The organism is Bacillus sp. SIMBA_008, from assembly GCF_046535495.1.
GTDB lineage: Bacteria > Bacillota > Bacilli > Bacillales > Bacillaceae > Bacillus > Bacillus subtilis.
This window is the reverse complement of the sequence record NZ_JAWRWL010000001.1, coordinates 649,207-673,690: the sequence shown is the minus strand read 5'-3', so window position 1 is coordinate 673,690 and position 24,484 is coordinate 649,207. Positions and strand designations below refer to the sequence as shown.

Annotated in this window: 29 protein-coding genes and 1 pseudogene; 2 read left to right on the top strand and 28 right to left on the bottom strand. The window is 44.5% G+C overall.

Annotation, left to right across the window (positions count from 1 at the left end; genetic code table 11):
- Nucleotides 1-118 precede the first annotated feature (118 nt).
- The 25 genes from recN to SB658_RS03540 all read right to left on the bottom strand — a co-directional run bounded on the left by recN (nucleotide 119) and on the right by SB658_RS03540 (nucleotide 20,387).
- Complete coding sequence (gene recN / locus SB658_RS03660; protein ID WP_144500717.1) at nucleotides 119-1,849, bottom strand: DNA repair protein RecN; 1,731 nt, start codon at nucleotides 1,847-1,849, stop codon at nucleotides 119-121.
- 36 nt (nucleotides 1,850-1,885) lie between these two features.
- Entirely contained in the window at nucleotides 1,886-2,335 is a 450-nt protein-coding gene (gene argR, locus SB658_RS03655) for an arginine repressor ArgR (protein ID WP_015384067.1), read from the bottom strand.
- A 97-nt stretch (nucleotides 2,336-2,432) separates the two neighbouring features.
- A complete protein-coding gene (locus SB658_RS03650) occupies nucleotides 2,433-3,278 on the bottom strand; it encodes a TlyA family RNA methyltransferase (protein ID WP_120028358.1) in 846 nt (281 codons plus the stop codon).
- A complete protein-coding gene (dxs, locus tag SB658_RS03645) occupies nucleotides 3,275-5,176 on the bottom strand; it encodes a 1-deoxy-D-xylulose-5-phosphate synthase (protein WP_003245985.1) in 1,902 nt (633 codons plus the stop codon). Before dxs ends, SB658_RS03650 begins: the two co-directional genes overlap by 4 nt.
- Before the next feature lie 174 nt (nucleotides 5,177-5,350).
- Nucleotides 5,351-6,241 (bottom strand): polyprenyl synthetase family protein, encoded by an 891-nt coding sequence (locus SB658_RS03640; RefSeq protein ID WP_003230262.1) that lies wholly within the window; start codon nucleotides 6,239-6,241, stop codon nucleotides 5,351-5,353.
- Nucleotides 6,231-6,485: an exodeoxyribonuclease VII small subunit gene (locus tag SB658_RS03635; RefSeq protein ID WP_003226409.1), complete on the bottom strand. Its 255-nt coding sequence runs from the start codon at nucleotides 6,483-6,485 to the stop codon at nucleotides 6,231-6,233. The genes SB658_RS03640 and SB658_RS03635 overlap by 11 nt, the downstream gene beginning before the upstream one ends.
- A complete protein-coding gene (gene xseA / locus SB658_RS03630; protein ID WP_144500716.1) occupies nucleotides 6,482-7,828 on the bottom strand; it encodes an exodeoxyribonuclease VII large subunit in 1,347 nt (448 codons plus the stop codon). Before xseA ends, SB658_RS03635 begins: the two co-directional genes overlap by 4 nt.
- Nucleotides 7,829-7,965: 137 nt before the next feature.
- On the bottom strand, nucleotides 7,966-8,817 hold the full coding sequence (folD, locus tag SB658_RS03625) for a bifunctional methylenetetrahydrofolate dehydrogenase/methenyltetrahydrofolate cyclohydrolase FolD (protein ID WP_003230259.1): 852 nt from the start codon (nucleotides 8,815-8,817) through the stop codon (nucleotides 7,966-7,968).
- 11 nt (nucleotides 8,818-8,828) lie between these two features.
- Nucleotides 8,829-9,224, bottom strand: coding sequence for a transcription antitermination factor NusB (gene nusB, locus SB658_RS03620; protein WP_003230256.1), 396 nt, complete (start codon nucleotides 9,222-9,224; stop codon nucleotides 8,829-8,831).
- 263 nt (nucleotides 9,225-9,487) lie between these two features.
- Nucleotides 9,488-9,895, bottom strand: coding sequence for a fatty acid biosynthesis protein YqhY (gene yqhY / locus SB658_RS03615; RefSeq protein ID WP_003230254.1), 408 nt, complete (start codon nucleotides 9,893-9,895; stop codon nucleotides 9,488-9,490).
- A gap of 20 nt (nucleotides 9,896-9,915) precedes the next feature.
- Nucleotides 9,916-11,268 carry an acetyl-CoA carboxylase biotin carboxylase subunit gene (gene accC, locus SB658_RS03610; RefSeq protein ID WP_003230253.1) on the bottom strand — a complete coding sequence of 451 codons (1,353 nt, stop codon included), beginning with the start codon at nucleotides 11,266-11,268 and terminating at the stop codon, nucleotides 9,916-9,918.
- 11 nt (nucleotides 11,269-11,279) lie between these two features.
- The gene (gene accB, locus SB658_RS03605) at nucleotides 11,280-11,759 is read right to left on the bottom strand and encodes an acetyl-CoA carboxylase biotin carboxyl carrier protein (protein ID WP_003230252.1); all 480 of its coding nucleotides are present in this window, start codon (nucleotides 11,757-11,759) and stop codon (nucleotides 11,280-11,282) included.
- A gap of 156 nt (nucleotides 11,760-11,915) precedes the next feature.
- A complete protein-coding gene (gene spoIIIAH / locus SB658_RS03600; RefSeq protein ID WP_015251732.1) occupies nucleotides 11,916-12,572 on the bottom strand; it encodes a stage III sporulation ratchet engulfment protein SpoIIIAH in 657 nt (218 codons plus the stop codon).
- The gene (gene spoIIIAG, locus SB658_RS03595) at nucleotides 12,573-13,262 is read right to left on the bottom strand and encodes a stage III sporulation protein AG (RefSeq protein ID WP_144500715.1); all 690 of its coding nucleotides are present in this window, start codon (nucleotides 13,260-13,262) and stop codon (nucleotides 12,573-12,575) included.
- Nucleotides 13,255-13,875: a stage III sporulation protein AF gene (gene spoIIIAF / locus SB658_RS03590; RefSeq protein ID WP_029317924.1), complete on the bottom strand. Its 621-nt coding sequence runs from the start codon at nucleotides 13,873-13,875 to the stop codon at nucleotides 13,255-13,257. The genes spoIIIAG and spoIIIAF overlap by 8 nt, the downstream gene beginning before the upstream one ends.
- A 13-nt stretch (nucleotides 13,876-13,888) precedes the next feature.
- The gene (gene spoIIIAE / locus SB658_RS03585; RefSeq protein WP_003230230.1) at nucleotides 13,889-15,088 is read right to left on the bottom strand and encodes a stage III sporulation protein AE; all 1,200 of its coding nucleotides are present in this window, start codon (nucleotides 15,086-15,088) and stop codon (nucleotides 13,889-13,891) included.
- Between the two features lie 18 nt (nucleotides 15,089-15,106).
- Nucleotides 15,107-15,508 (bottom strand): stage III sporulation protein AD, encoded by a 402-nt coding sequence (spoIIIAD, locus tag SB658_RS03580; RefSeq protein WP_003230228.1) that lies wholly within the window; start codon nucleotides 15,506-15,508, stop codon nucleotides 15,107-15,109.
- Between the two features lie 6 nt (nucleotides 15,509-15,514).
- Nucleotides 15,515-15,721: a stage III sporulation protein AC gene (gene spoIIIAC / locus SB658_RS03575; RefSeq protein WP_003153142.1), complete on the bottom strand. Its 207-nt coding sequence runs from the start codon at nucleotides 15,719-15,721 to the stop codon at nucleotides 15,515-15,517.
- A 22-nt stretch (nucleotides 15,722-15,743) separates the two neighbouring features.
- Nucleotides 15,744-16,259, bottom strand: coding sequence for a stage III sporulation protein SpoIIIAB (gene spoIIIAB / locus SB658_RS03570; protein ID WP_014480238.1), 516 nt, complete (start codon nucleotides 16,257-16,259; stop codon nucleotides 15,744-15,746).
- Complete coding sequence (gene spoIIIAA, locus SB658_RS03565; RefSeq protein WP_015714242.1) at nucleotides 16,253-17,176, bottom strand: stage III sporulation protein AA; 924 nt, start codon at nucleotides 17,174-17,176, stop codon at nucleotides 16,253-16,255. The genes spoIIIAB and spoIIIAA overlap by 7 nt, the downstream gene beginning before the upstream one ends.
- 75 nt (nucleotides 17,177-17,251) lie before the next feature.
- Entirely contained in the window at nucleotides 17,252-17,533 is a 282-nt protein-coding gene (locus SB658_RS03560) for a YqhV family protein (protein ID WP_004398639.1), read from the bottom strand.
- 144 nt (nucleotides 17,534-17,677) lie between these two features.
- Entirely contained in the window at nucleotides 17,678-18,235 is a 558-nt protein-coding gene (gene efp, locus SB658_RS03555) for an elongation factor P (protein ID WP_003226377.1), read from the bottom strand.
- Nucleotides 18,236-18,259: 24 nt separating this feature from the next.
- Nucleotides 18,260-19,321, bottom strand: coding sequence for an aminopeptidase PapA (gene papA / locus SB658_RS03550; protein WP_015714243.1), 1,062 nt, complete (start codon nucleotides 19,319-19,321; stop codon nucleotides 18,260-18,262).
- Nucleotides 19,318-19,764, bottom strand: coding sequence for a type II 3-dehydroquinate dehydratase (gene aroQ / locus SB658_RS03545; protein WP_015714244.1), 447 nt, complete (start codon nucleotides 19,762-19,764; stop codon nucleotides 19,318-19,320). The genes papA and aroQ overlap by 4 nt, the downstream gene beginning before the upstream one ends.
- Before the next feature lie 86 nt (nucleotides 19,765-19,850).
- The gene (locus SB658_RS03540) at nucleotides 19,851-20,387 is read right to left on the bottom strand and encodes a YqhR family membrane protein (RefSeq protein WP_003230222.1); all 537 of its coding nucleotides are present in this window, start codon (nucleotides 20,385-20,387) and stop codon (nucleotides 19,851-19,853) included.
- Between the two features lie 226 nt (nucleotides 20,388-20,613).
- Between SB658_RS03540 and SB658_RS03535 the strand changes: the two are divergent.
- Nucleotides 20,614-21,570 (top strand): annotated as a pseudogene (locus tag SB658_RS03535) (DUF1385 domain-containing protein).
- A gap of 39 nt (nucleotides 21,571-21,609) precedes the next feature.
- On the top strand, nucleotides 21,610-22,005 hold the full coding sequence (locus SB658_RS03530) for an SA1362 family protein (protein WP_003226367.1): 396 nt from the start codon (nucleotides 21,610-21,612) through the stop codon (nucleotides 22,003-22,005).
- On the opposite strand, the gene SB658_RS03525 is transcribed toward SB658_RS03530, so the two are convergent.
- From SB658_RS03525 to lipM, 3 genes are all read right to left on the bottom strand, one after another.
- Nucleotides 22,002-22,877 (bottom strand): patatin-like phospholipase family protein, encoded by an 876-nt coding sequence (locus SB658_RS03525; protein ID WP_003230220.1) that lies wholly within the window; start codon nucleotides 22,875-22,877, stop codon nucleotides 22,002-22,004. The genes SB658_RS03530 and SB658_RS03525 overlap by 4 nt on opposite strands.
- 125 nt (nucleotides 22,878-23,002) lie before the next feature.
- Nucleotides 23,003-23,431, bottom strand: coding sequence for a transcriptional regulator MntR (gene mntR, locus SB658_RS03520; protein ID WP_003236923.1), 429 nt, complete (start codon nucleotides 23,429-23,431; stop codon nucleotides 23,003-23,005).
- Nucleotides 23,432-23,530: 99 nt separating this feature from the next.
- A complete protein-coding gene (gene lipM, locus SB658_RS03515) occupies nucleotides 23,531-24,367 on the bottom strand; it encodes an octanoyltransferase LipM (protein ID WP_014664579.1) in 837 nt (278 codons plus the stop codon).
- Nucleotides 24,368-24,484 lie beyond the last annotated feature (117 nt).

Here is a 24,484-nt window from a genome sequence, read left to right as displayed (position 1 = left end):
ATCATTTAATTTTGCCTTCTGACGGCTTATTTATAACTGTCATATGAAGAAAAACATTGGATATACTGATGAACGAATGGATGCGCACGAAAAAAATAAGCTGCGCTTCTCGCGCAGCTTACCCAGTTGTTTTGACTTGATCCGCTTGTTTTAAAAGTTCTTTCGCATGGCGTTTCGTTAAGTCGGTTACTTCGACACCTGCAATCATGCGCCCGATTTCCGCTACCTTTTCCTGCTTAGAGAGCGGCTTGACACGTGTCGTCGTTCTGCCGTCTTTTAACTCCTTCGCAATATAAAGATGCGTATCGGCCATGGCAGCCACCTGAGGCAGGTGTGTAATGCACAGCACTTGTGAACCTATTGACACCTTATGGATCTTCTCAGCGATTGCCTGTGCGACCCTGCCGCTTACACCGGTATCAACCTCATCAAAAATGATCGATGTCACATCTTGTTGTGAGGAAAAAATGCTTTTTATGGCAAGCATCACCCGTGACAGCTCTCCACCTGAAGCGACTTTTGAAAGGGATTTCAGCGGCTCGCCTGTATTGGTTGAAATTAAAAACTTCACCAGGTCAATCCCTTGTTCAGTCAGCTGAACGGGCTGGCCGTTTACAAGCGGCGCCTCTTCATTGCGTGACGCTGTTCTGACCTTAAATTCCGTATCAAAAGTTGATTTTTCCATGTACAGGCTTTTTAATTCCCGATGAATCTCATCAGCCAGCTTTTTCGCCCATGTTTTTCGGATTTGTGACACATTTGCCGCTTCCACTGCGATATCTTTGCCGACGGAGTCAAGCTCCTTTTTCAAGCTTTGAAGGTGGCTGTCCCTGTTTTCAATTTGGTCAATCTCTTCTTCAATTTTAGAAGCATATTCCAAAATGTCTTCAACAGTGGCACCGTATTTTCGTTTCAGCTGTTTGATTTCATTAAGTCGCATCTCAATATAGTTCAGGCGTTCCGGATCAAATTCAAGCTCATCCAGCATATTTCTCATCTGAAATGTGGCATCCTCAAGCAAATAGTAGGAGTTCGAAACACTTTCAGACAGTTTTTTTAGCGGTTCGTTAATATCAGATATATCTTCAAGCTGCGCTGATGCCATTCCAACCCAGTCCAATCCGCCCTGCTCACTGCGAAGCGCGTTATATGCATTTTGCAGCGACTCATATATCTTCTCAAAGTTTGAAATTTGCTGGCGCTCTTCTTGGAGCTGTTCATCTTCGTTAAGCTCAAGCTTTGCCGATTCGATTTCTTCGAGCTGAAATTGAATAAGATCAAGACGATGGGCCATTTCCTGTTCGCTTTCAGAAAGCTGCTTAAGCTTTTTGAGCAGCTTCATATACCGCTGGTACCCTTCCTGATACGTTTTGAGCGCGCTTTCCACTTCGGCCCCGGCAAACTTGTCCAAAAGCTGGAGATGATTTTCATCTTCCATTAACAGCTGGTTATCGTGCTGCCCGTGAATATCTAATAAAAGCCTGCCGATCTCTCTTAGCGAGGCAATCGTGACAAGCTTGCCATTGACACGGCAAACGCTTTTCCCGCTCGTGCTGATATCCCTTCTCATGACGATCATTTCGTCTGAAACGTCGATTCCCTGCTCAGCGCATACGCCTAAAACAGGATGGCCGCTCTCCAACAGAAACAGCCCTTCAAGTTCGGCTTTTGCTTCCCCATATCTAACAAATTCAGATGATCCGCGGCCTCCGACTAAAAGAGAAATGGCATCTATGATGATGGATTTGCCGGCTCCGGTTTCTCCTGTTAAGACCGTAAGCCCGCGTTCAAAAGAAACCGTCAGTTCCTCAATAATGGCAAAGTTTTTAATCGATAGTTCAGCTAACAAACAGCATTACACCTCTTATCTTTGTTAGAATTTCTGTTACAGCAGTTCAAGGAGCCTGTTTTTTACACCGTCTGTATCTCCAGGAGTCCGGCAAATAATTAAAATCGTGTCATCTCCGCAAATGGTCCCCATAATTTCATCCCAGTCCAAATTGTCCATCAGCGCCCCGATTGCCTGAGCATTGCCCGGCATCGTTTTCAGTACGATCATATGGCTTGCAGAGTCTATTTTCACAAATGCGTCCATCAAGGCCCGCTTTAGCTTAGACAGCGGATTGAAACGCTGGTCCGCCGGAAGACTGTATTTGTAAGAACCATTATTTGTAGGCACTTTTACAAGGTGAAGTTCTTTAATATCCCGTGATACCGTGGCTTGCGTTACTTTGTATCCATCCTGCTTTAGCATGTCGACCAATTCATCCTGCGTTTCGATTTCATTGCTTGTAATGATCTCTCTGATTTTAATATGCCTCTGGCCTTTGTTCATGTAAGCACCTCTATTTCCAAGCTTATCTGTTCTTTTATGTTATATGATTCTCTGCACATTGTACATGAATGCAGAAAAAAGGAATAATAGCGCCCTATTATTCCGGTACATCTGCTTTTTTTTCTTTTAACGTCTTATGTGCTTCTTCTACAACGCGCATGATCTCTTCTTCCGGCAGCTCCTGGCCTTCCTGTCCCTCTCCCGGCCAATGCAAATGAAGGAGAAACTCAATATTTCCGTCTCCTCCCGTGATTGGAGAAAATGACAAGCCTTTACAGATATAGCCTTCAGCGGCAGAAAAACTGATCATTCGCTTGAGCACATCAGCATGCACTTTAGGATCTCTGACAATCCCTTTTTTGCCAACGGATTCCCGTCCCGCTTCAAACTGAGGCTTAACTAGAGCCATGCAGTCGCTGCCCGGTACGAGTAAAGTCCTTAGGACAGGCAGGATGAGCCGCAGTGAAATAAAGGACACATCAATTGTGGCAAACTCCGGCATGCCCTTTGTAAAGTCTGCCGGTGTTGCATAACGAAAGTTCGTCCGTTCCATCACGACGACCCGTTCATCCTGTCTAAGCTTCCATGCAAGCTGATTATAGCCTACATCCACAGCGTATGACTGTTTAGCTCCATTTTGCAAAGCGCAGTCCGTAAAGCCGCCGGTGGAGGAGCCAATATCAATCATAATTTTATCTTTGACAGAGACGGGAAATTCCTTCAACGCTTTTTCGAGCTTTAAGCCGCCCCTGCTCACATACCTCAACGGGTTTCCTTTGACGGTTAACGGAAGGTCGCGGTCAATTTTTTCTCCAGGCTTGTCCAAGCGGTTTTCGTTTGAATAGACGATCCCCGCCATAATGGCTCTTTTGGCTTTTTCACGCGTTTCCGCCAGCCCTCTTTCCACTAATAATACATCTAATCGTTCTTTCTTTGACCTCATGATCCAATTCCTTTGTGTGTCTTTGGCGGCATCAGTAATCTAATACGATTTGCCACCTGCTGTTTTGTCAGTCCAATTTCCTCAAGAAGCGCTGTTACGCTTCCGTGTTCAATAAACCGATCAGGTATACCCATTCTGTCAATCGGAGTATGATATTCACCTTGATCATGAGCGAATTCTAAAATCGAGCTTCCGAAACCGCCTTCTAAGACCGCTTCTTCAATTGTTAAAATTGGCAAGCCTTCTTTTAGGATACTCTTCATCATCTTTTCATCAATCGGCTTAATAAAACGCGCATTCACAACGCGCACGGAAAGGCCTTCTTTCTGCAGCTCTTCGGCTGCTTCAATCGCCATTTCGATTGTTGTGCCGAATGTTAAGATGACAGCATCGTTCCCTGGACGCAGCACCTCCCACGTACCGATCGGAATCGTTTTCAACTGTTCATCCATTTTTACGCCGAGTCCGTTTCCGCGCGGAAAACGCATCGCTATCGGGCCTTCGTCATAGCTAAGTGCTGTATGAACCATGTGCTGGCCTTCATTTTCGTCTTTCGGCATCATTAAGACCATGTTTGGAATGTGGCGCATAAACGCAATATCAAACACGCCTTGATGTGTCTCTCCATCAGCGCCAACGAGTCCTGCACGGTCAATTCCAATAAACACATTGGCGTTTTGGCGGCAGATGTCATGGACAACTTGGTCATATGCCCTTTGCAGGAAGGTTGAGTAAATCGCCAAAAACGGCTTCATACCCTGCATTGCCATAGCTGCCGCCATCGTTGCGGCATGCTGTTCTGCGATTCCTACGTCGAACATCCGGTCAGGGAATTCCTTTGCGAAACCTTCAAGCTTTGAACCGACAGGCATAGCCGGCGTAATGGCTACAATGCGTCCGTCCTCGCGCGCCATTCGCTGCACAGTTCCGCTGACAAGACCGCTCCACGAAGGAGCTGCGGCTTTCGGCTTTACAAAGTCACCGGTATTAATTTTATATGGTCCGGTACCATGCCATGTCCCAATCGTATCGGTCTCAGCCGGTTTGTACCCCTTCCCTTTTTTCGTGATGACATGCAGAAGAACAGGGCCTTTCGTTTTTTTGGCGTATTGAAGATTCTCAATCAGCTCATGATAAGAATGTCCGTCCACCGGGCCCAAATACGTAAAACCGAGCTCCTCGAAAAACATTCCGGAGACGAGCATGTATTTCAGGCTGTCTTTGACCCGTTCCGCCGTGGCGGCAAGCTTGCCCCCAACTGCCGGAATCTTTTTAAATAAGTATTCAAGCTCATCTTTGACCCACTGGTATTTCCCCGCAGTGCGGAGCCGTCCGAGCATAGAGTGAATGGCACCGACGTTTGGCGCAATACTCATTTCATTATCATTAAGGATGACAATCATGTCTTTTTTCTCGTCGCCGATGTGGTTAAGGGCTTCGAGCGCCATACCGCCAGTCAGCGCGCCGTCACCAATGATCGGAATAATATATTCATCCGTTCCTTTAATATCACGGGCAGCTGCCATTCCCATCGCGCCTGACAGAGAAGTCGAGCTGTGCCCGGTTTCCCAAACATCGTGCTCGCTTTCACTCCGCTTTGGAAATCCGCAAAGCCCTTTGTACTGGCGAAGCGTCGCAAATTCTTTTCCGCGTCCTGTCAGCAGCTTATGGACATACGACTGATGGCCTACATCCCATAAAAATTTGTCTTTCGGGCTGTTAAATTCCTTATGCAGGGCAACAGTAAGCTCTACGACACCTAAGTTTGGGCCGATGTGGCCGCCGGAAGCGGATAAACTTGTAATTAAAAACTGACGGATTTCATCACTTAATTTCTCTAATTCATCAATGGACATGTTTTTTAAAAACGACGGGTCCTGTATTGATAAAAGATCCAAAGCGGATCAACTCACTTTCAGCATGAATTTCTGCAATGATACATGTCTTTTGCATGCCGAGCTGACAATAATCTCAGACATAAAAAAAGACAAACGCGCTTTTCCTTTTCATTTTTCATATAAACTGCTTACATTTTACCATATCTCGTGCAGCCGCTTCAAATTAGGATCGTTTTAGTGATCTCTTGCCGCAATTAAATCACAAAGCTCATATAAAAGGTCTTTTTGAAGAGAGAGTCCGCCGATCAATCGCTTCGCCTCTTTTATATGAACATCCAATTTATGTTTGGCCCCTTCCAATGAAAGAAGCGACGGGTATGTCGATTTGTCATTTGTGGTATCCGAGCCGACACGTTTGCCGATTTTCTCTTCACTGCCTTCTAAATCTAAAATATCGTCTCTGATTTGAAATCCGATTCCAATATGGCTGCTGAAGGTACGCAGTGTTTCAATGTCTTCCTCAGGCGCATCAGCCAAAATAGCACCGGCGATTACACAAAAGCCAAGGAGCTTGGCAGTTTTCCGTTCATGAATGGATTCGAGCTCTTCAAGCGTGACTTGTCGGTTTTCCGCTTCCATATCAGCTACTTGCCCACCGACCATGCCTTCGGTGCCTGCCGCTGAAATCAGTTCATTCACAAGCCGCAGGCGCTTTTCTGCTGACACCTCGTCTGACACGTGGGAGGTAATCAGCTTAAAGCTTTCTGTGAGCAGCCCGTCACCCGCTAATACTGCCGTCGCTTCACCAAACACTTTATGGTTTGTCGGCTTCCCACGGCGCAAATCGTCATCATCCATGCATGGAAGATCATCATGAATTAACGAATACGTGTGAATCATTTCGACAGCACAGCCCACCGGAATGCCGTCTTTTTCGCTTTTTCCATATGCGTTTAAAACAGCCAGTACAATCAGAGGCCGCAACCGCTTTCCGCCGGCCTGTAGAGAATACAGCATAGACTTCTTTAATGAGTCCGGCATATCAAGCTTTTCTGTATAGACAGAAAGCTGATTTTCAATTGTTTTTTTCCGGTCCGCCAGAAAGCTCGTTAATTTATTTGTCACCTTCGTCTTCCTCCTGAACACTGAAAGGTGCCAGTTCGCCGTCTTCTTTTAAAATGAAGTCCATTTGCTTTTCGACTTTTTGCAGCTTTTCATGGCACATTTTTGACAGAGCCATGCCTTCTTGGAAATAGTTAATGGCTTGCTCTAGAGGCACATCTCCCTCTTCAAGCTTTGATACAATGCTCTCAAGCCCTTTCATCGCTTCTTCAAATGTCATGTTTTCATTTTTTTTCACGTCTGTCATTTTTCTTCCCCTCTCTTTTCTAATACTTCACAGGTCAGCACGCCATCCTTCAGCTTAACTTCAAGCCGGTCCTGCTCTTCTATTTGACTGACACTTTTAATGAGTTTATCTTCTTTATAAGCCAAGCTGTATCCTCTTTCCATCACTTGAAGAGGACTTAGTGCATTCAGCTTGCCAAGAACGGTTTGAAATTGGGAATGCAGCTGCTTCATTTGGATATTCATATTTTTTCTCAGCTGATTTGTTTGTTCCTGGTATCGTGTTCTTGCTTGTTTCAGCTGTTCATGAGGATGCAGTGCCTCTAATCTGTACGTTTCACGCTCCAGCTGTCTGCTTTTCCGATCTAAAAGAGCGGTCAGCTGTGCTTGAAACTGCTGGTACGCGAGGTCAAACTGCTGCTCTTTTTGCGCATACAAACGCTTTGGAAAACGAAAGGCATAGGACGATTGCAGCGTTTGTATCCGTTCTTTTTTCGAGCCGAGATGCTGCTGCATTGCTCTTGTCATTCTGACTTCCGCTGTTTTTGTCCGTTCGATTAAATCAGTGGTATGAGGCACAGCAATCTCAGCTGCTCCTGTCGGCGTCGCAGCTCTGATATCGGCGACAAAATCACTAATCGTAAAATCCGTCTCATGTCCGACTGCCGATATAATCGGAATATTGGAAGCGAAGATGGCGCGTGCTACAATTTCTTCATTGAATGCCCACAGTTCTTCTATCGAACCGCCGCCTCTCCCGACAATTAATACGTCGCAAATCTCTTTTTCATTTGCCTCTTCAATGCGCGTAACGATGGATCTGCTCGCATTTTCACCTTGTACGAGCGCTGGAAGAACAATGACTTTTACAAGGGGATATCTTCTTTTTAGAGTTGTAATAACGTCTCTGACAGCGGCACCCGTTGGAGATGTCACAACCCCGATTGTGGCTGGAAATGCGGGGATTTGTTTTTTGTAGCGGTCGTCAAATAAACCTTCGCCGGCAAGCTTCTTTTTTAATTCTTCGTACGCTAAATAAAGCGCTCCAACCCCGTCAGGCTGCATTTCTTTGGCATATAATTGATAGTTTCCGCTCGGTTCATATACGGAAATTCCGCCTCTGACCAGCACTTTCATTCCGTTTTCAGGTTTAAAAGGCAGACGCTCGCTTTGTCTCGCGAACATCACCGACTGCATTCTAGCGTTTTCGTCTTTTAAAGTGAAATAAATATGCCCTCGTGTGTGTATCTTTACATTCGACAATTCGCCTTTAATCCAAATATTTTCAAGGTGAGGATCTACATCGAATTTTCGTTTTATATACTTTGTCAGCGCTGAGACGGTCACATACGCTGCTTCACCCATGTCTAAAAACTCCTCTCCTAAGCATTCCTGCACCATAACTAAAGAAAACCCGCCCTGGCTTTAGGAGCCTGAAGAAGCGGGTATCGTGCTCATATTCAAGGCGGGTAAACATTTCGCCTGTGAATATCTCCAATTATCTATGATAACGTACGTTTCGCAGATTTAACAGTATTATGCGCAAGCATCGTGATGGTCATCGGACCTACTCCGCCCGGAACCGGCGTGATGAAGGACGCTTTTTCCTTTGCCCCTTCAAATTCAACGTCTCCGCAAAGCTTTCCGTTTTCTAGACGGTTAACGCCGACGTCAATGACAACAGCGCCCTCTTTGATCTGGTCTGCACTGATGAAGTTGGCTCTGCCGACTGCCACCACCAGGATGTCCGCTTTTTTCGTATGTTCAGTAATATTTTCTGTTCTTGAATGACAGTAAGTAACCGTCGCGTTTTCATTTAATAAAAGCTGGCCGACAGGTTTGCCGACAATGTTGCTTCGGCCGACTACAACAACCTCTTTACCGGAAAGGTCAATATTGGTTTTCTTCAAAAGCTCAACAATTCCATGAGGCGTGCAAGGAAGAAACGTATCTTCGCCAAGCAGCATTTTCCCTACGTTTAACGGATGAAAACCGTCTACATCTTTATCAGGGGAGATACGTTCGATCACCGCTTTTTCAGAAATATGGTCTGGGAGCGGAAGCTGAACGAGAATGCCATGAAACTCAGGGTCTTGGTTATATTGATCAATAATGGAAAGCAGTTCAGCTTCTGTGAGGCTGCTGTCAAATTGATCGAGCTTGAAATTCATTCCCATTGTTTCTGCCGCTTTTTTCTTTCCTCGCACGTAAGAGTGAGAAGCAGGATCATCTCCAATCAAAATAACCGCCAGTCCGGGAGTGACGCCTTGCTTTTTAAGCTCTTCTACCTCTTTTGCCAATTGTTCGCGTTTTTCTCTAGCCGTTTCTTTTCCGTCGATGATTGTTGCAGTCATTTTCTTTCCTCCTATGATTGTTCAATATCAGATTTAATGTTAGAAAGAACCCCGTTTACAAACTTTGTCGCTTTGTCATCACCAAACCGTTTTGCCAGCTCAATCGCTTCGTTCATGGAGACATTCACCGGAATGTCTTCGGCATATGCCATTTCATATGCTGCCAGGCGCAAAATCGCACGGTCAACATTGGCAATCCGATCGAGCTTCCAATTCACCAGATGCTTGGAGATCATTTCATCCAGCTGGTCTTGGTGTTCCAATACCCCGTGTACAAGCTGTTCAAAGAAAGGATCTGTTTTTTCTTCATCCAGTGCGTGTTCTATGGCTTCATTCACTGCAATATCGCTGACATCAATTTGAAATAGTGCCTGCAAAGCTTTTTCTCTTGCTGTTCTTCTTTTCATTTTCTTTCTCCTTTGATCCTCTTTATCCGCTTGTCGTTAAGCCACAAAGAGATCATAACATATTTTTTTCGTATCCGCATATTGAAATCAAGGTTTTTTTACCCTATTACCGAATATTTTCACACACCTTAATATGATTATTCGGATTTCACGTTCATGAAGAAACTCGGCTATGTAAGCCGGCTTTCTTCATGCTTTGAAATAAAGGGTAACGTGTAAAAAAACCAAAGGGCCGCCCTCCCCTTGGTTTCGTGTTAAGCCATTTACATTTCTTCGTCGATTTGGACTTCTTGGGCTTTTGTGTCAAATTGAATGCCGACGATGTGAATATTGATCTCGTTAATCGAAAGAGACGTCATATTTAATAAGGTTTGACGAATGTTTTCCTGAACGGATGCTGCAACTTTCGGAATCGAAACGCCAAATGTAACGACACAGTATACATCGATCGTAATTCCGTCATCCGCCAGGTCGACTTTGACACCTTTGCCATGATTCACTTTGCCAAAGCGCTCGACGACGCCTGTCGCAAAGTTTCCGCGCATTTCGGCAACCCCATCAACTTCTGATGCTGCAATGCCGGCAATGACCTCAATGACCTCCGGTGCAATCTCAACCTTACCCAAATGCGTATCTTCGTGATCCATTTTAAGCAAGCTGTTGTCTTTCATTCAATTCACCTCCGTAAAAATTATGAGCCCATTACATCATATGTTTCTAAAAATTTCGTATTAAACTCTCCGCTCACAAATGTTTCGTGTTCAAGCAGTTTTAAATGGAAAGGGATTGTTGTCTCAATGCCTTCGATGACGAATTCGCTCAATGCGCGCTTCATGCGGGCAATCGCTTCATCCCTCGTTTTTCCGTATGTGATTACCTTTGCAATCATGCTGTCATAGTACGGTGGGATGGAATAGCCAGGGTACGCAGCTGAATCGACACGGACACCAAGACCGCCAGGAGGCAGGTACATTTTAATTTCACCAGGTGACGGCATGAAATTTTTACTTGGGTTTTCTGCGTTGATTCGGCATTCGATGGCCCAGCCTTCAAATTCAACATCCTCTTGCTTGAGGCTCAGTTCCATTCCTGATGCCACTTTGATTTGTTCCTTGATCAGGTCAGTTCCCGTCACCATTTCTGTGACTGGGTGCTCTACCTGAATTCTCGTGTTCATTTCCATGAAGTAATAGCGCTGTTCATTGTAGTCATAGATAAATTCAACTGTTCCAGCACCTGTATAGCCAACCGCTTTTGCAGCCTTTACCGCTGCATCTCCCATTTGCTCCCTGATTTCTGAATCAAGGGCAGGAGATGGTGATTCTTCCAAAAGCTTTTGCAGGCGTCTTTGGATCGAGCAGTCGCGTTCGCCCAAATGGATCGTATTTCCGTAGTTATCAGCAAGCACTTGGATCTCAACGTGGCGAAAATCTTCTATGTATTTTTCGATGTATACACCTGGATTTCCGAATGCAGTTGCCGCTTCCTGCTGTGTAATCTTAATGCCATTAATCAGTTCCTCTTCAGTGCGGGCAACCCTAATTCCTTTTCCGCCTCCGCCTGCGGTGGCTTTTATAATTACAGGATACCCAATTTCATTAGCAAGCGAAACCGCTTCTTCCACATTTTCTATAATTCCCTGTGAACCCGGTACGATTGGCACGCCGGCCTGTTTCATCGTTTCCCGCGCAACGTCTTTTGTTCCCATTTTTGAAATGGCGTCAGCGCTCGGGCCGACAAACGTGACATTCACTTCTTCACATAATTCAGCGAAATCAGCATTTTCAGCTAAAAATCCGTATCCCGGATGAATGGCGTCCGTGCCAGTCAGCTTTGCAACACTCACAATATTTGTAACGTTTAAATAGCTGTCTTTTGATGCTTTCGGTCCGATACAAAAAGCTTCATCGGCCATTTGAACATGAAGGGCATCTTTATCAGCTTCTGAATAAACAGCGACAGTCTCAATTCCGAGCTCTCTGCAGGCTCTGATGATTCTGACAGCAATTTCTCCTCTGTTGGCGATCAATAGCTTTTTAATCATGTTCAGTCTCCTTACTCCGCTTTTACAAGAAATAGAGGTTGTCCGTATTCGACCAGCTGGCCGTTTTCTACTAATACTTCAACGATTTCGCCTTTCACTTCTGCTTCGATTTCGTTGAAAAGCTTCATCGCTTCTACAATGCAGACAACTGTGTTTTCATTTACTTTTGAACCGGCTGTTACATACGGGCCAGCTTCCGGTGATGAAGAAGCATAAAATGTTCCTACCATTGGTGAAGTGATTTTATGCAGATTCTCATCTTGCTTTGGTGCTTCTTGGGCAGGTGCCGCTGCTTGCTGCGCTTGCGGCTGAACTGCCTGCGGAGCCTGTGCTTGTACAGGTGCTGCAGGTGCCTGCTGCATGACTTGAACCGTGCCTGCTTCGTGTTTTTTCAGTTTTAAGGATACACCTTCATTTTCATATACGAATTCGTCAATTGTAGACTCGTCAATTGCTTTAATCAGCTCGTGGATTTCTTTGATATTTAACATTCAATCGCACTCCTATGTATGAAATTTCTTTTTTTATAGGTTACTACTAAAAGTACATACTATGTTCATCTTACAGGAGCGGACTTTTGAATTCAACTCTAATATGACAGCAACGCAAAAAGCCCGCTTGTTTAGCGGGCTTCTTTTTCCTCTTTCTTACTTGGATGGTTCAAATGTGACAGCGACATCTTTCATTGTTTTGATTTCTTTTGCCACAAGGTCTATAATGGCTGTCGCCTTCGATTTGGAGTGTTTGTCTGATTTGACTGTAATATTGATTTTATCTCCTTCAGCATTAACGAGCGCATCCTCGTAACCTTGTGTTTTAATCAGCGTTTCCAGCTGTTTTTCTGTTCCTTCCACTTCACTGAGAGCCGTCATTTTATCGTATGCTTCGCTTTTCTCCTTGGCTGTTGCATCATCGCTTGATACAATGGCATTCAGCTCTTCTCTTTCTTTGCTTCTGGCATCTTCTAAATCAAGACGGTACGTTGTAAACAAATCATCATCGGCTGTTTCCGTAACAACAGTTCCTTTTTCACTGGCTTCAGCGGATGTTTCCTTGTCTGCTGATGAATCTTTCGTTCCCTTTGTTCCATCTTCTTTTCCTTTTTCAGTTTCTGTACCGCTTTTTTCCTTCGTGTCTTGCTTGGCAGGCGCTTTTTCAGTTGCGACCTCTCCGCTGTCAGGCGCGCTTTTTTCACTTTGCATCTGCACGGCGTTTTTGCTTTCCGGCGACATGATATAGTAGACGCTTAACACCACGACAAGACTGAGCATTGTTAATAGCCAAACGGTTTGTTTTTTAAGCATTTATGAATCCTCCTTTATTTTTTTAGGGGCAACCGCAACCCGGTGGCTTGGAACATCCAGGACCCGTGTCACCGCTTCGATAATGGTTTGTTTTATTTGAACGTTGTCCACTCCTTGAGCAACAACGAGTACACCGCGTATATCAGGTTTTTTCGTTTGGACGACGACAGGTGTTTCTTTATCGCCGTTTTTGATCATGACGATTTCTTCCTCCGATGTTTGGTCTGTAACGCTTCTTGTTCCGCCTTCTTTGTCAGTTTCTTCAGTGGTTGTATTTTTGTTTGATTTGTTTTTTTCGTATACTTTCAGCGACGTTGCATCTACATTCACGACAACCGAGACATCGTCCACACCAATGATTGTTTCAAGAATTTCTTTCAGCTGATTTTCGTATTCTTTTTCATAGTCATCGATCGAGTCTTTAGGTTTATCAGATTTTGAGGTTTTAAACACTTCAGCTGTTTTCTCTTTGCTGCCCGCAGAATGTTGTGATGATACGGCCGTTATCGTTTTGGCGTTTTCTGTTTTCTCAGGTGAAGAAAACAGCTGGCTGACAAGCATAAAGGAAACTCCGAGAACAAAAACGAATAGAAAGTAATGATATTTGGTCAGCTTCGGCTTTTCGCCGTCCTTCATTTGTCCCGGAAGAAACTGCTTTTTCAATACATTCCATAATCCGTTTTTATTCATTGCCGACACTCTCCCCGCCTTCCATATGAACCGTAATTTTCTCACTTCCGATTTCCCAAATGTCCGCGAGCTGCGTTTGTATCTGTTTGGCTTCTTTTTGTTCGGCTGCTTCTTTCGTTACGTATGCATGATCTGTATCAATGTGGACCGGCGCGACCGTTTGGACCGTTTTTTCAGAAGACGGGGCCATATACACGCTGATTGTTTTAATATCCTCTTCTGAATCTACCTTTTCTCCTGCCGTGAGTTTGATGCGGCCTACTTTATATTCATCATGACTGAATCTCTCCTCCGCTTTCTTTTTTAGTTGGACAGCCATTTCTTCTAGAATATATGCGCGCTGGGAAGCTTGTATTTCTATTTTTTTTGAATTGATTTGATTTTTTATGTCGGCAGACTCTGACTGCCCGTTTTTTGTGAGATATTCAAAGATGATTTCGGGGTCTGTCTTGAAAAGTTTAAAAATCGGCGTAAGCATGACGACAATCAAGAGCAGGCTGACTACCATTTTTGCGTACTTTTGCATGCTGGAGCTCGGCAGCAGCATATCAATCACAATTGCAAATAGGATAAACAACACGATGGTGGTAAGCCATTCCGTTAAAAAACTCATTCGCCTGCCTCCTTCATTTCATCATCATCGTGAGGTTTCCGGCTGTGATTATGACAGTAAGGCTTAAAAAAAACATGAGAGACACAATAGCGAGAGCTGCAAAAATATAAATGACGCTTTTGCTGATGACGTCGAGGCAGGTGATGACGGGCCCGCCTCCAAGCGGCTGAAGAATCGCGGCTGCCAGCTTATAAATAAAAGCGAGGGAAAGCACTTTGATTGCCGGAAATGCCGCGATACAGATCAAAATAGCGACACCGAGAATCCCTACCGTATTTTTCAGCAGTAAAGAGGCGCTGATTACTGTATCTGTTGCGTCTGTAAACATTCGGCCAAGCACAGGAATAAAATTTCCGGTTATAAATTTAGCCGTCCTGAGCGTAATGCCGTCTGTCACTGCAGCTGAGGCTCCCTGAACAGAGATGACGCCGAGAAAGATGGTAAGAAAAACAGCCAGTGCTCCGATGGCGATATTTCTGAGCAGGTTAGCCAGCTGTGTTACTTTGTATTGTTCAGTCATCGTGCTGACAATGCTCAGAATCGCTGATAAAAAAATCAGCGGCATGACGATATTCTGAATCAAGAGACCGCTCGTGTTCATCAGGAAGAGGATAACAGGATGAAAGAAGGCAGCAGATACAGCTCCGCCTGAGGAAGCCAAAAGCGCCAAGAGGAGCGGAATGAGCGCCAGGATAAAGCTGGTCATCGTCTGAATCGCCTCAGTTGCATAGTTAATTGCCACATGAAAGCTATTAAGCGCAAGGATAATCAGCACCATGTACACAATTGAGTAAGCGACCTTACTGACGGTGCTTTGCTGAAAAGCATTTTGCAAAAGCTGCAGAATGACGCAAAAAATCGTGAGCAAAATCAATGTGCCCAGCAGCTTTCCGTTGGCAAGCACTTCATGAAACAAATAAGAAAAGAGAGCTTTCAGCCATTCTTGCGGTGAGAATGATTTATCGCCATTGATAAACTCCATTAAGCTGCCTTTTTGGCTTTCCGGCAGCAGTCCGCCGTATTCTGTCATAATGTCATTCCAAAATTCCCCGATCTTATCTGTTTCAAGCGAGGCTGCTGTCCTTTCCGCTAATTGCTCGGCTGTTTCAGCATGGTCTTCCGTTTGTTCTGCATTACCAGCTGCTTGTACAATTTCTGCACGGCCTGCTATGATCAGCACGGCCAAAAGCAAAACCCATTGAAAGCGCTTCAATCTACCACCTCCTTTCGGTTATGACATAGAAGGTATAAGTCCGAGAATCGTTTCGATAATGACGGTTAAAATAGGCACAGCCATTACGAGTATTAAAATTTTCCCCGCCAATTCTATTTTCGAGGCGATGGCTCCTTGACCGGCATCTTTTGTGAGCTGTGCCCCGAATTCAGCAATATAGGCGATTCCGATAATCTTTAAAATGGTTTCAACATAGACCATGTTGACATTTGCATTAATCGCAATTTTTTCTATCATTCGAATAATGTCGTAGATTTGGTCTACCAAATAAAGAAAAATGGCACATCCGGCAAAAACGACGATTAAAAACGCAAAAGTCGGCTTTTGTTCTTTTACAATTAAAGAAAGGAAGGTGGCGATCAGCCCTAAACCTACAATTTGAACAATGTCAATCTGCAAGCCCCCCTATCCTTGGAATAAAAACACAGCTTTTATCTTTTTAAATAGGTCATCTACAATCGTGGCGACCATAAATAAAATATAGATAAAACCTAACAGCGTCACCCACTGAGCATATTCTTTCTTGCCCATCTGATCCAATATCGTGTGTAAAAAAGCGACCACGATTCCCACTCCGGCGATTTGAAATATGACATTCACGTCTACTCCCATTTTATTTTTGCTCCCCTCACGTTTACATCAATAGAAGAATGAGTAACAAGCCCGCTAAAAAGCCCAAACTTTTTATCATCTTTTCATTTTTCGCTTGCGCCTGCTCAGCATCCGCTTCAGAGGCTTCCAAATGTGACAGCGCCAGCTTGATGTGCTTTTGCTGAGAGATTCGATCATGAATCCCGAGCGTCTCGCCAAACTGCTTCAGCACTTCGTATTCGCTTTTTTTCAAAGACAGGGTATCCCATACCTTCTTTAAGCTTTGCTCCCACGCCGTTTTCGCGGAATCACTTCCCTTGTCCAGCTGATCACTGAATGCGGAAAAAAGAGCTGAAACAGGCTGTGCGAGCTGTTTGGCAATCTGCTGTGAAGCAGTATGAAGCGGTGTATGGCCGTACATGATTTCAGCCTCGAGGGATTGAAGCGCCGCACGCAGCTGGCGGATTTGCCGCGGCCGTTCTGTATAAATCTTCGCCATCTCAAAACCTGTCCATGTTGTCGCTACCACAATGAATACAGCGCCCAGCAGCTTCAGCATGTTTTCACGCCCGTCGTCCTAGACAGCACATTTCCGTCTTTGTCATAAATTTGGCTCACTGTGCCCGGCCCTTTTGCTCTTGATAATTCCAAATAGCGGTCAAAGGCTCTTTCTTCCCACAAACGCTTCAATGAAGGCCGCTTCATCAGGTCGGATATACTCCAGCCATGCGCCGATACGATTACTGAAACACCGGCATGCAGCGCCTCCAGAAGTGCATCTGTATCTTCCATACGCCCGATTTCATCGACAATCATCACCTCAGGGCTCATGGATCGAATCATCATCATCAGCCCTTCAGCTTTTGGACAGGCGTCTAACACGTCAATTCTCTGACCAAATTGATGCTGCGGAATGCCGCGAAGACATCCGGCAATTTCTGACCGTTCATCGACGATTCCTGTCTTAACGGGCAGCATGGGTTTTTTGCCGGTGCTTGAGAGCCTCGCAAGGTCCCGGAGAAGTGTTGTTTTGCCGGTTTGGGGCGGTCCGATAATCAGCGTATTCAGCCAGCTGCTTTGATATAAGTATGGAAGCAGCGGCTCCGCAATCCCCAGCTTTTGCCGGGCAATTCGTATATTAAAAGATGCGATATCACGGAGGCCTTTCACACCTCCGTTTTCCGTAATGACTCTGCCCGCCAGTCCGACTCTGTGGCCGCCTCTGATCGTGACATACCCTTTCTTCAGCTCTTCTTCTAGTGTATACATACTATAGTTGCTGAGCCGGCTCAGGATCAGATGGGCATCCTCGGCCGTGCCCGCATAGGACAAATACACAGGTTGTCCTCTTCGAATCAATTCAACAGGGCGGTTGATCCGAATTCTGACTTCTTCGATTTCCAGCCATTGTTGTTCCGGTATTTCAGAAAGGGCGTTTTTCATGGATTCAGGGAGAACCTCAGCGATTTCATTCAACAGAGCCTCCTCCTTTCTACCGATTGGCTTCTTTAAAATGTATGATGTGAGGCAGACTTTATGACAAGCCTCTCTTTATTTATGAACACCCGCTAAAATCAAGACAACACCCGTAAAAATCAGAATCAGCTTTGCATACGAAAGCTGCCCGGCAATTTGGTAGATTCCGACAGTCATCGTAATGATAAAAATCAACGGACCGACAATAGCGAGAATGCTGTTAACCACAACCGCCTTCCGGACATCGTTGGTCACAAGCATGACAATTGCTGCCGTCAGCTCAATCATAGAGGATAAAACTCGTAATCCCGCCATTGTTAAAACAGTAGAATTGATATTTCCAAGTAAAAATTTCATAGCACTCTCCCAACCTCCCATTTTTTTATATGATATGCTCTAGCTTGCTGAAGTAGTCTTGTCATTTTCGTATAAAAGAAAGATTCTGTTTTTGGGCACAAAAAAAGCCTGCTCCCATTTGGGAACAGACTTCTTTTTTTCTTTCTATGCTCTTGAAACGTAAGAACCGTCTGATGTATTGACAACAAGTGTGTCGCCTTCATTCACAAAGAACGGCACGTTTACAACAAGCCCGGTTTCAGTTTTCGCAGGTTTTGTACCGCCTGACGCTGTATCACCTTTAATACCAGGTTCAGTTTCAACAACTTTCAGCTCAACTGTGTTTGGAAGTTCGATACCAAGTGTTTCATCCTGGTACATCATGATATGCACAGACATGTTTTCTAGCAGGTATTTTAATTCTTCTTCGATTTGAGTTGCGCTCAGTTCAAGCTGCTCATAAGAAGAAGTATCCATAAATACGTGCTGATCTCCGTTTGCATATAGATATTGCATTGTTTTGGTTTCGATTTGCGCTTTCGCTACTTTTTCACCAGCGCGGAATGTTTTTTCCTGAATCGCGCCAGTGCGAAGGTTGCGGAGTTTAGAGCGGACAAATGCCGCACCTTTTCCAGGTTTTACGTGCTGGAAGTCAACGACGCGCCAAATGCCGCCATCTACTTCAATTGTTAATCCTGTACGGAAATCGTTAACTGAAATCATGTTTAATGTCCTCCTATATTCCAATCACAAAATAATAAGTTCTTTTGGGGAATGGGTGATTGTCCGGTTGCCGTTTTCTGTAATCACGATGTCATCTTCAATGCGGACACCGCCTGTTTCTGGTATGTAAATGCCCGGCTCCACTGTGACCACCATACCCGGTTCAAGGATAGCTGAAGATCTGACGGATAATCCCGGCGATTCATGAACTTCCATGCCGAGCCCGTGCCCGGTTGAATGGCCGAAATAGTCACCGTAGCCTTTTGCAGCAATATGATCCCTTGTGAGGGCGTCAGCCTCTTTTCCTGTCATTCCCGGCTTAATATGTGCGACGCCAAGCGCCTGAGCATCAAATACAACCTGATAGATCTCCTTCAATTGATCACTGGGCTGACCTACAGCGACCGTCCGGGTAATATCAGAACAATATCCTTTATAATAAGCGCCAAAATCAAGCGTAACAAGGTCTCCGCTTTCAATCAGTTTGTCACTGGCCACACCGTGCGGAAGGCTTGAACGAAGGCCTGAGGCGACAATCATATCAAAAGAAGAGCTGTCTGCTCCCTGGCTTCTCATATAAAACTCCAGCTCATTGGCAACAGCGATTTCAGAAATGCCGGGTTTCATAAACGTCAAGATATGTCTGAAGGCATCATCTGCAATCTTCGCAGCTTCCTCTAATATCTTAATCTCTTCACTAGACTTAATCAAGCGCAACTTTTCCACGGATTCAGCCACAGGCACTAATTCGGCATCACTGATAACGGCGTTGTATGAAGCGTAAGTGCCATATGTCATGCTGTTCTGTTCAAAACCGAGACGCTTGATGCCAAACGATTCAACAGTGTCGGCAGTGGTCTGAATCAAGCTGCCGCCATGTTCAATGATCTCAAAACCCTTTACCTGAACCTTCGCCTGCTCAGTATAACGAAAATCCGTAATAAACGCTGCTTTGTCACCCGATATAACAGCCAAACCCGCCGAACCTGTAAACCCTGTCATATAGCGTACATTCGTGCTGCTTGTAATCAGCATGCCGTCAATTCCCAGCTGTCCAAACAGGTTTCTTAATTTCTCTAGCTTCATCTTGATTCTCCCCCTTGCTGGCTTAATAAGTAGCGAACAGCAAGCTTGTAGCCTTCAGCTCCAAGACCGACAATCTGCCCTTTCGCAACAGGAGCGATAACCGACTGATGCCTGAATTCTTCCCTGGCGTATAAGTTTGATAAATGCACCTCTACCACAGGAAGACTGATGCTTGAAACAGCATCCCTGATCGCATAACTGTAATGACTCAGGGCGCCGGGGTTCAGAGCAATCCCGCTGTATTGCTCCTCAGCCTCATGTATCGCATCTATCAAATCACCTTCGTGATTAGACTGGAAGAAAGTGAGCTGGATATGTAAGGCTTCAGCAAACTGAAAAAGATCTGTTTCAATATCGGTCAGTGTCTGGCGGCCGAATACTTCAGGCTCACGACTCCCAAGCCGGTTAACATTCGGTCCGTTTAAAATCAAAAAATGAGGCACATAATCTCTCCTTTTCGCGAGGGTTTCTCATGTAAAAAATGTTCACTTCTCGTGAACATTTTATCATACTGGAAAAGGATTATACACTATTCTCTATGCATTCCCAGCGCACGTGCAAGCTTTTCCGAATTCAGCTCATTGTATTCAAATGAAATGGAATACCCGACAAACAGCCCGTAAAGCAAATAAATGCAAATGGTCGTAATAATTGTATCTGATGTCAGTTCGGTCACCGTGCGCACATCTGGAAAAATCGGATTAAAAACAAAAAACACGAGCAGCCAAAGCACCAAGCCGTATAAAATACCCGGCCACATTGTTTTTAAACGTTTCAATAGAAGAAAATAAAGAAACGCTGCGCCAATTGAAATTACTCCAATCAAAATGATGCTGATTACCGTTCCCAGCCCATGTTTTTTCCACTCTCCGAGCACAAACGGCTGCAATATCATATTCGGGCTGATTTCGGAAAAATGAAACAAATATGCGATATAAGCAACGAAACTCCAAAGTACTCCCCCGCAAAAACCTGTTGCCGCCACTCTGCCGGCCATTGAAACAGGCGGCTTTTGCTTCTCATTCAATTCTTCATTTTGTTCTGTATCTTTTTCGCTTGTCATCATGGCACCTCCAGTTAAAGTGTGCCCAAAAAATGAAATGTCAATAAAAAAGCTCACACTTTTTGACAGCTGCGAGTAAAATTTGAAAATAAAGGGTATAATGCATGTAGAAAAAGCAATGCTATGGCAATTTTTTCAGCCTGTCAATCTAGAGGTTTAGCGCTGTTTCCTGTACAATAGAGTGAAAGGAAATGGTTAGCAATCCTAAAGAAATAGGCAGGTTGATAATATGTCAAAACATAAAGTTCCGCCCGCTTACGGCGGGCAGGCTGTTGTGGAAGGCGTTATGTTTGGCGGAAAGCATCATTACGTTACAGCCATCAGAAGAACGGATGGAAGCATTGACTTTTTTAAGCTTCCACGCAAACACAACCCGAAACTGAACATCGTGAAAAAGATACCGTTTTTACGGGGGATCGCGGCCATTATCGAAGCGAGTGCAAACGGCACAAAGCATTTGAATTTTTCAAGCGAACGTTACGGGCTCGATCCATCTGAAGACGAGACACTTGAGCAGGAAGAAAAAAAATCCTCCGGGCTGTCTATGTATCTCAGCCTCGCAGTTATAGGCGTCCTATCATTTTTGTTCAGTAAATTCGTATTTACATTGGTTCCAGTTTTCTTAGCGGAACTGACAAGGCCGATTTTTTCCTCGGACACGGCGCAAATCGCGGTTGAAAGCCTGTTTAAGTTGATTTTGCTGCTCGGTTACATCTATTTTTTGTCCATGACACCGCTTATTAAAAGAGTGTTTCAATATCATGGAGCCGAACATAAAGTCATAAACTGTTATGAACAGAATTTGCCAATTACTGTGGAGAATGTCCAAAACCAATCTCGGCTTCATTACCGCTGCGGATCAAGCTTTATTTTATTTACGATTATTGTCGGCATGTTTGTTTATTTACTCGTTCCGACAGATCCGCTTTGGCTGCGTGTTATAGATCGTGTCGCACTGATACCGGTCGTGCTTGGTCTATCCTTTGAAGTTCTGCAGCTGACAAACAAAGTGCGTGACATTCCCGGTCTGAAATTACTTGGGTACCCGGGACTTTAGCTTCAGCTGTTAACCACAAAGGAACCTAAGGATGACTAGGTTGAAGTTGCCATCGAAAGCTTTAACGAACTTCTCAGACTCGAAGCATTGTCTGAGCAAAATCAGAAGCCTTCTCACAACGTCATCTAAAATCCGTTGCCCTGCTATTACTTTCGGAGGTGGACAGTTATGAATCATCGTGTACAACCTATTATTGCTGTATTAATTGCGCTGGGAGCGTTCGGTTTCCTCTATGTGCTGGTAACCAATCCCGGAGAAATGGCAAAAATGGCGGTAACCGTCATCGTGGCAGGTATCATTATTTATTTTATTGTGAAATATGTAATGAATCGAAATGCGGGCAGCGAAGGAGCAGCCTTCAAAAAAGCGGCGAAACAATCGCGGCGCCGGATGAAAGAACAAAAAGCAAAACACCGCGCCGGACATAAGGGACGTGTCAGCCACCTGCGAAGCGTTCCGAGCGCCAGCAAGCCTAAACCGATGATTCTCAAGAAAAAAAGCCAGACTCAGCTGACTGTTATAGAAGGGAAAAAAAATAAAAAGAAAAACAGAGCGCTTTTTTAATAGGTCCACTGCTTTAAAAACAGCTCTGTCCGTCTTTTACCTAGCTCAATCAGGGCTAGTTTTTTTTGTTGTGTTAAATGAAAATCAGTGGCCATTACGTCATCGACAGGGAGAAAAATGATATTTTGTTCATAGCGTGACGCAATGTGCCTTGCGTCATGAGCATCCTTCATCGTTTCAAACAGGGCGCCGAACAGTTCAAAAGCGTTGCGGATATTTTTTTTCGGACGCTCTCTTTCACGCGGCGCAAGTGTGACACCGATCACAGGGCGCTTTCTTTCCTTTGAAAACAGCCAGATTGGAAAATTGCTTAACACGCCTCCGTCGACAACCGTGGCGGTGCCTGTGTCCGTTTTTAATTTTATCGGTTCAAAGAAATACGGGATGCTGCAGCTCATTCTGACCGCTCTGGCAACCGGGAACATATCAGGATTTAACCCGTAACGGGCCAAATCGTCCGGCAAAACAATCATGGTGCCGTTTGTCAGATCAGAAGCAATAAGGCGCAGAGACCCTTTCTGCAAATCGCCGAAAACCCTTATGCCTTTCGCTCTTAACAGATCAGCAATCCATTTTTCTATCGTATCGCCTTTGTATAAGCCAAGACGCCAGTAGATGGACACCCACTGGAGCATCTTTAAGGGGAGAAATGAGTACCTCTGATCCAGCAATTTCTCTCCGTCCACTTCTTCAATTAAAGCGTGGATTTCCTTACTGGTGTAACCTGACGCAATGAAAGCGGCAATAATGGCGCCGGCGCTTGTACCCGCAACTCTTTTAAAGCGGAAGCCTTTTTCCTCAAGCACTTCATAAGCGCCTGCGAGCGCAATGCCTTTTACTCCTCCGCCGGAAAACACACCGTCAATATACATCTCATTCCCTCCCCCTCCATCCGATCGTTTATTACCATTTTAAGAAAACACGCGAAGAAATAGACCAACGAATGACGGGTGGCGTAAGCGTATCAAAAAAGACGGCCTCCTTCGAGACCGCCTTTTTACTGATTATGATGTTCTGTTTTCTTTTGGATTGATTTCAGATCTTTTTTACGGGCATCATCTTCTTCAAAATATTGAACAAGATCCCCGATGCGATCAATACTGTTCCAGCTTAAATGATGTTCGATTCCTTCGACATCGTTATATATTTTCTCTTCATCAACACCAATGATTCTTAAAAACTGCTCAAGCAATTCATGTCTGTATACCAGCCGTTTGCCTATTTTTTTCCCTTTAGACGTTAACACGAGACCGCGATATTTTTCATAAATTAAATATTCGTCTTTATCTAGTTTTTGAACCATTTTTGTTACAGAGGAGGGATGGACTGCCAATGCTTCCGCGATATCGGAAACTCGTGCATATCCTTTTTCTTCAATCAGCATATAAATCTGTTCAATATAATCTTCCATACTTGGTGTTGTCATCGAAACCCTCCCAAAAAGCACCTTATCTTTATAAACCATTACAAGTTTACACTAATGAACTTGAAAAAACAAGGATGCTCCGCGGGTCAAAAGCCCTGTTTACCGCTTATAATTCCATTCATCTGAAGCGTACTTTGTTTCAGCCAAGTGATGAACAAAATCAAGCTCTTCCTGAGAAAGTTCATATGGCTCCAAATGAATGTTAAGACCTGTTTCAAATCCTTCTTTAAAGGCTTTACGAGCCTCATCCATCGTCACCCGCTTTTCGGTGAGTTCATTAATGGCAACCGCTTTATTTTTGAAATTGCGCTGCATCCGCTCTCTTACTCTTTCACTTGGATATAAGAACAGATCGAACAGCTTGTCCTCATCTAAATCAAGAAGAATGGAGCCATGCTGAAGAATCACACCTTTTTGTCTCGTTTGCGCGCTTCCCGCCACCTTGCGCCCCTCAACCACTAGTTCATACCACGAAGGCGCGTCAAAACAAACAGATGACCGCGGATTTTTTAAGCTTTCTTTTTCTTTTTCAGTTCTCGGGATGGCAAAGTAAGCGTCCAGCCCGAGATTTCTAAAGCCTTGAAGTATGCCTTCTGAAATAACCCGGTAAGCCTCAGTAACAGTCGCCGGCATCTCGGGGTGCTCTTCCGAAACAATTACGCTGTATGTCAGTTCCTGATCGTGCAGCACACCTCTCCCGCCGGTCGGGCGTCTGACGAATCCTAGATTATATTTATGTACTGCTTCAAAATTGATTTCCTTTTTAATATTTTGAAAATACCCTACAGAAAGTGTCGCCGGATTCCAGCCGTAAAAACGGATAACCGGGGGGATTTTCTTTTCGCTGTGCCAATATAAAAGCGCTTCATCAAGCGCCATATTGAATGCAGGACTTGCATTGCCTGAGTCTATAAACCGCCAAGTTTCTTTTTGCATTTTAAGACCTTCCTTACCGTTTTAATAGAATCAGTTTATCAAACTGTCGGGAAAATGAAAAATATTTTAGTTCCATTATAGATGACAATCACGCTGTGCTTTACTATAATAGTATTT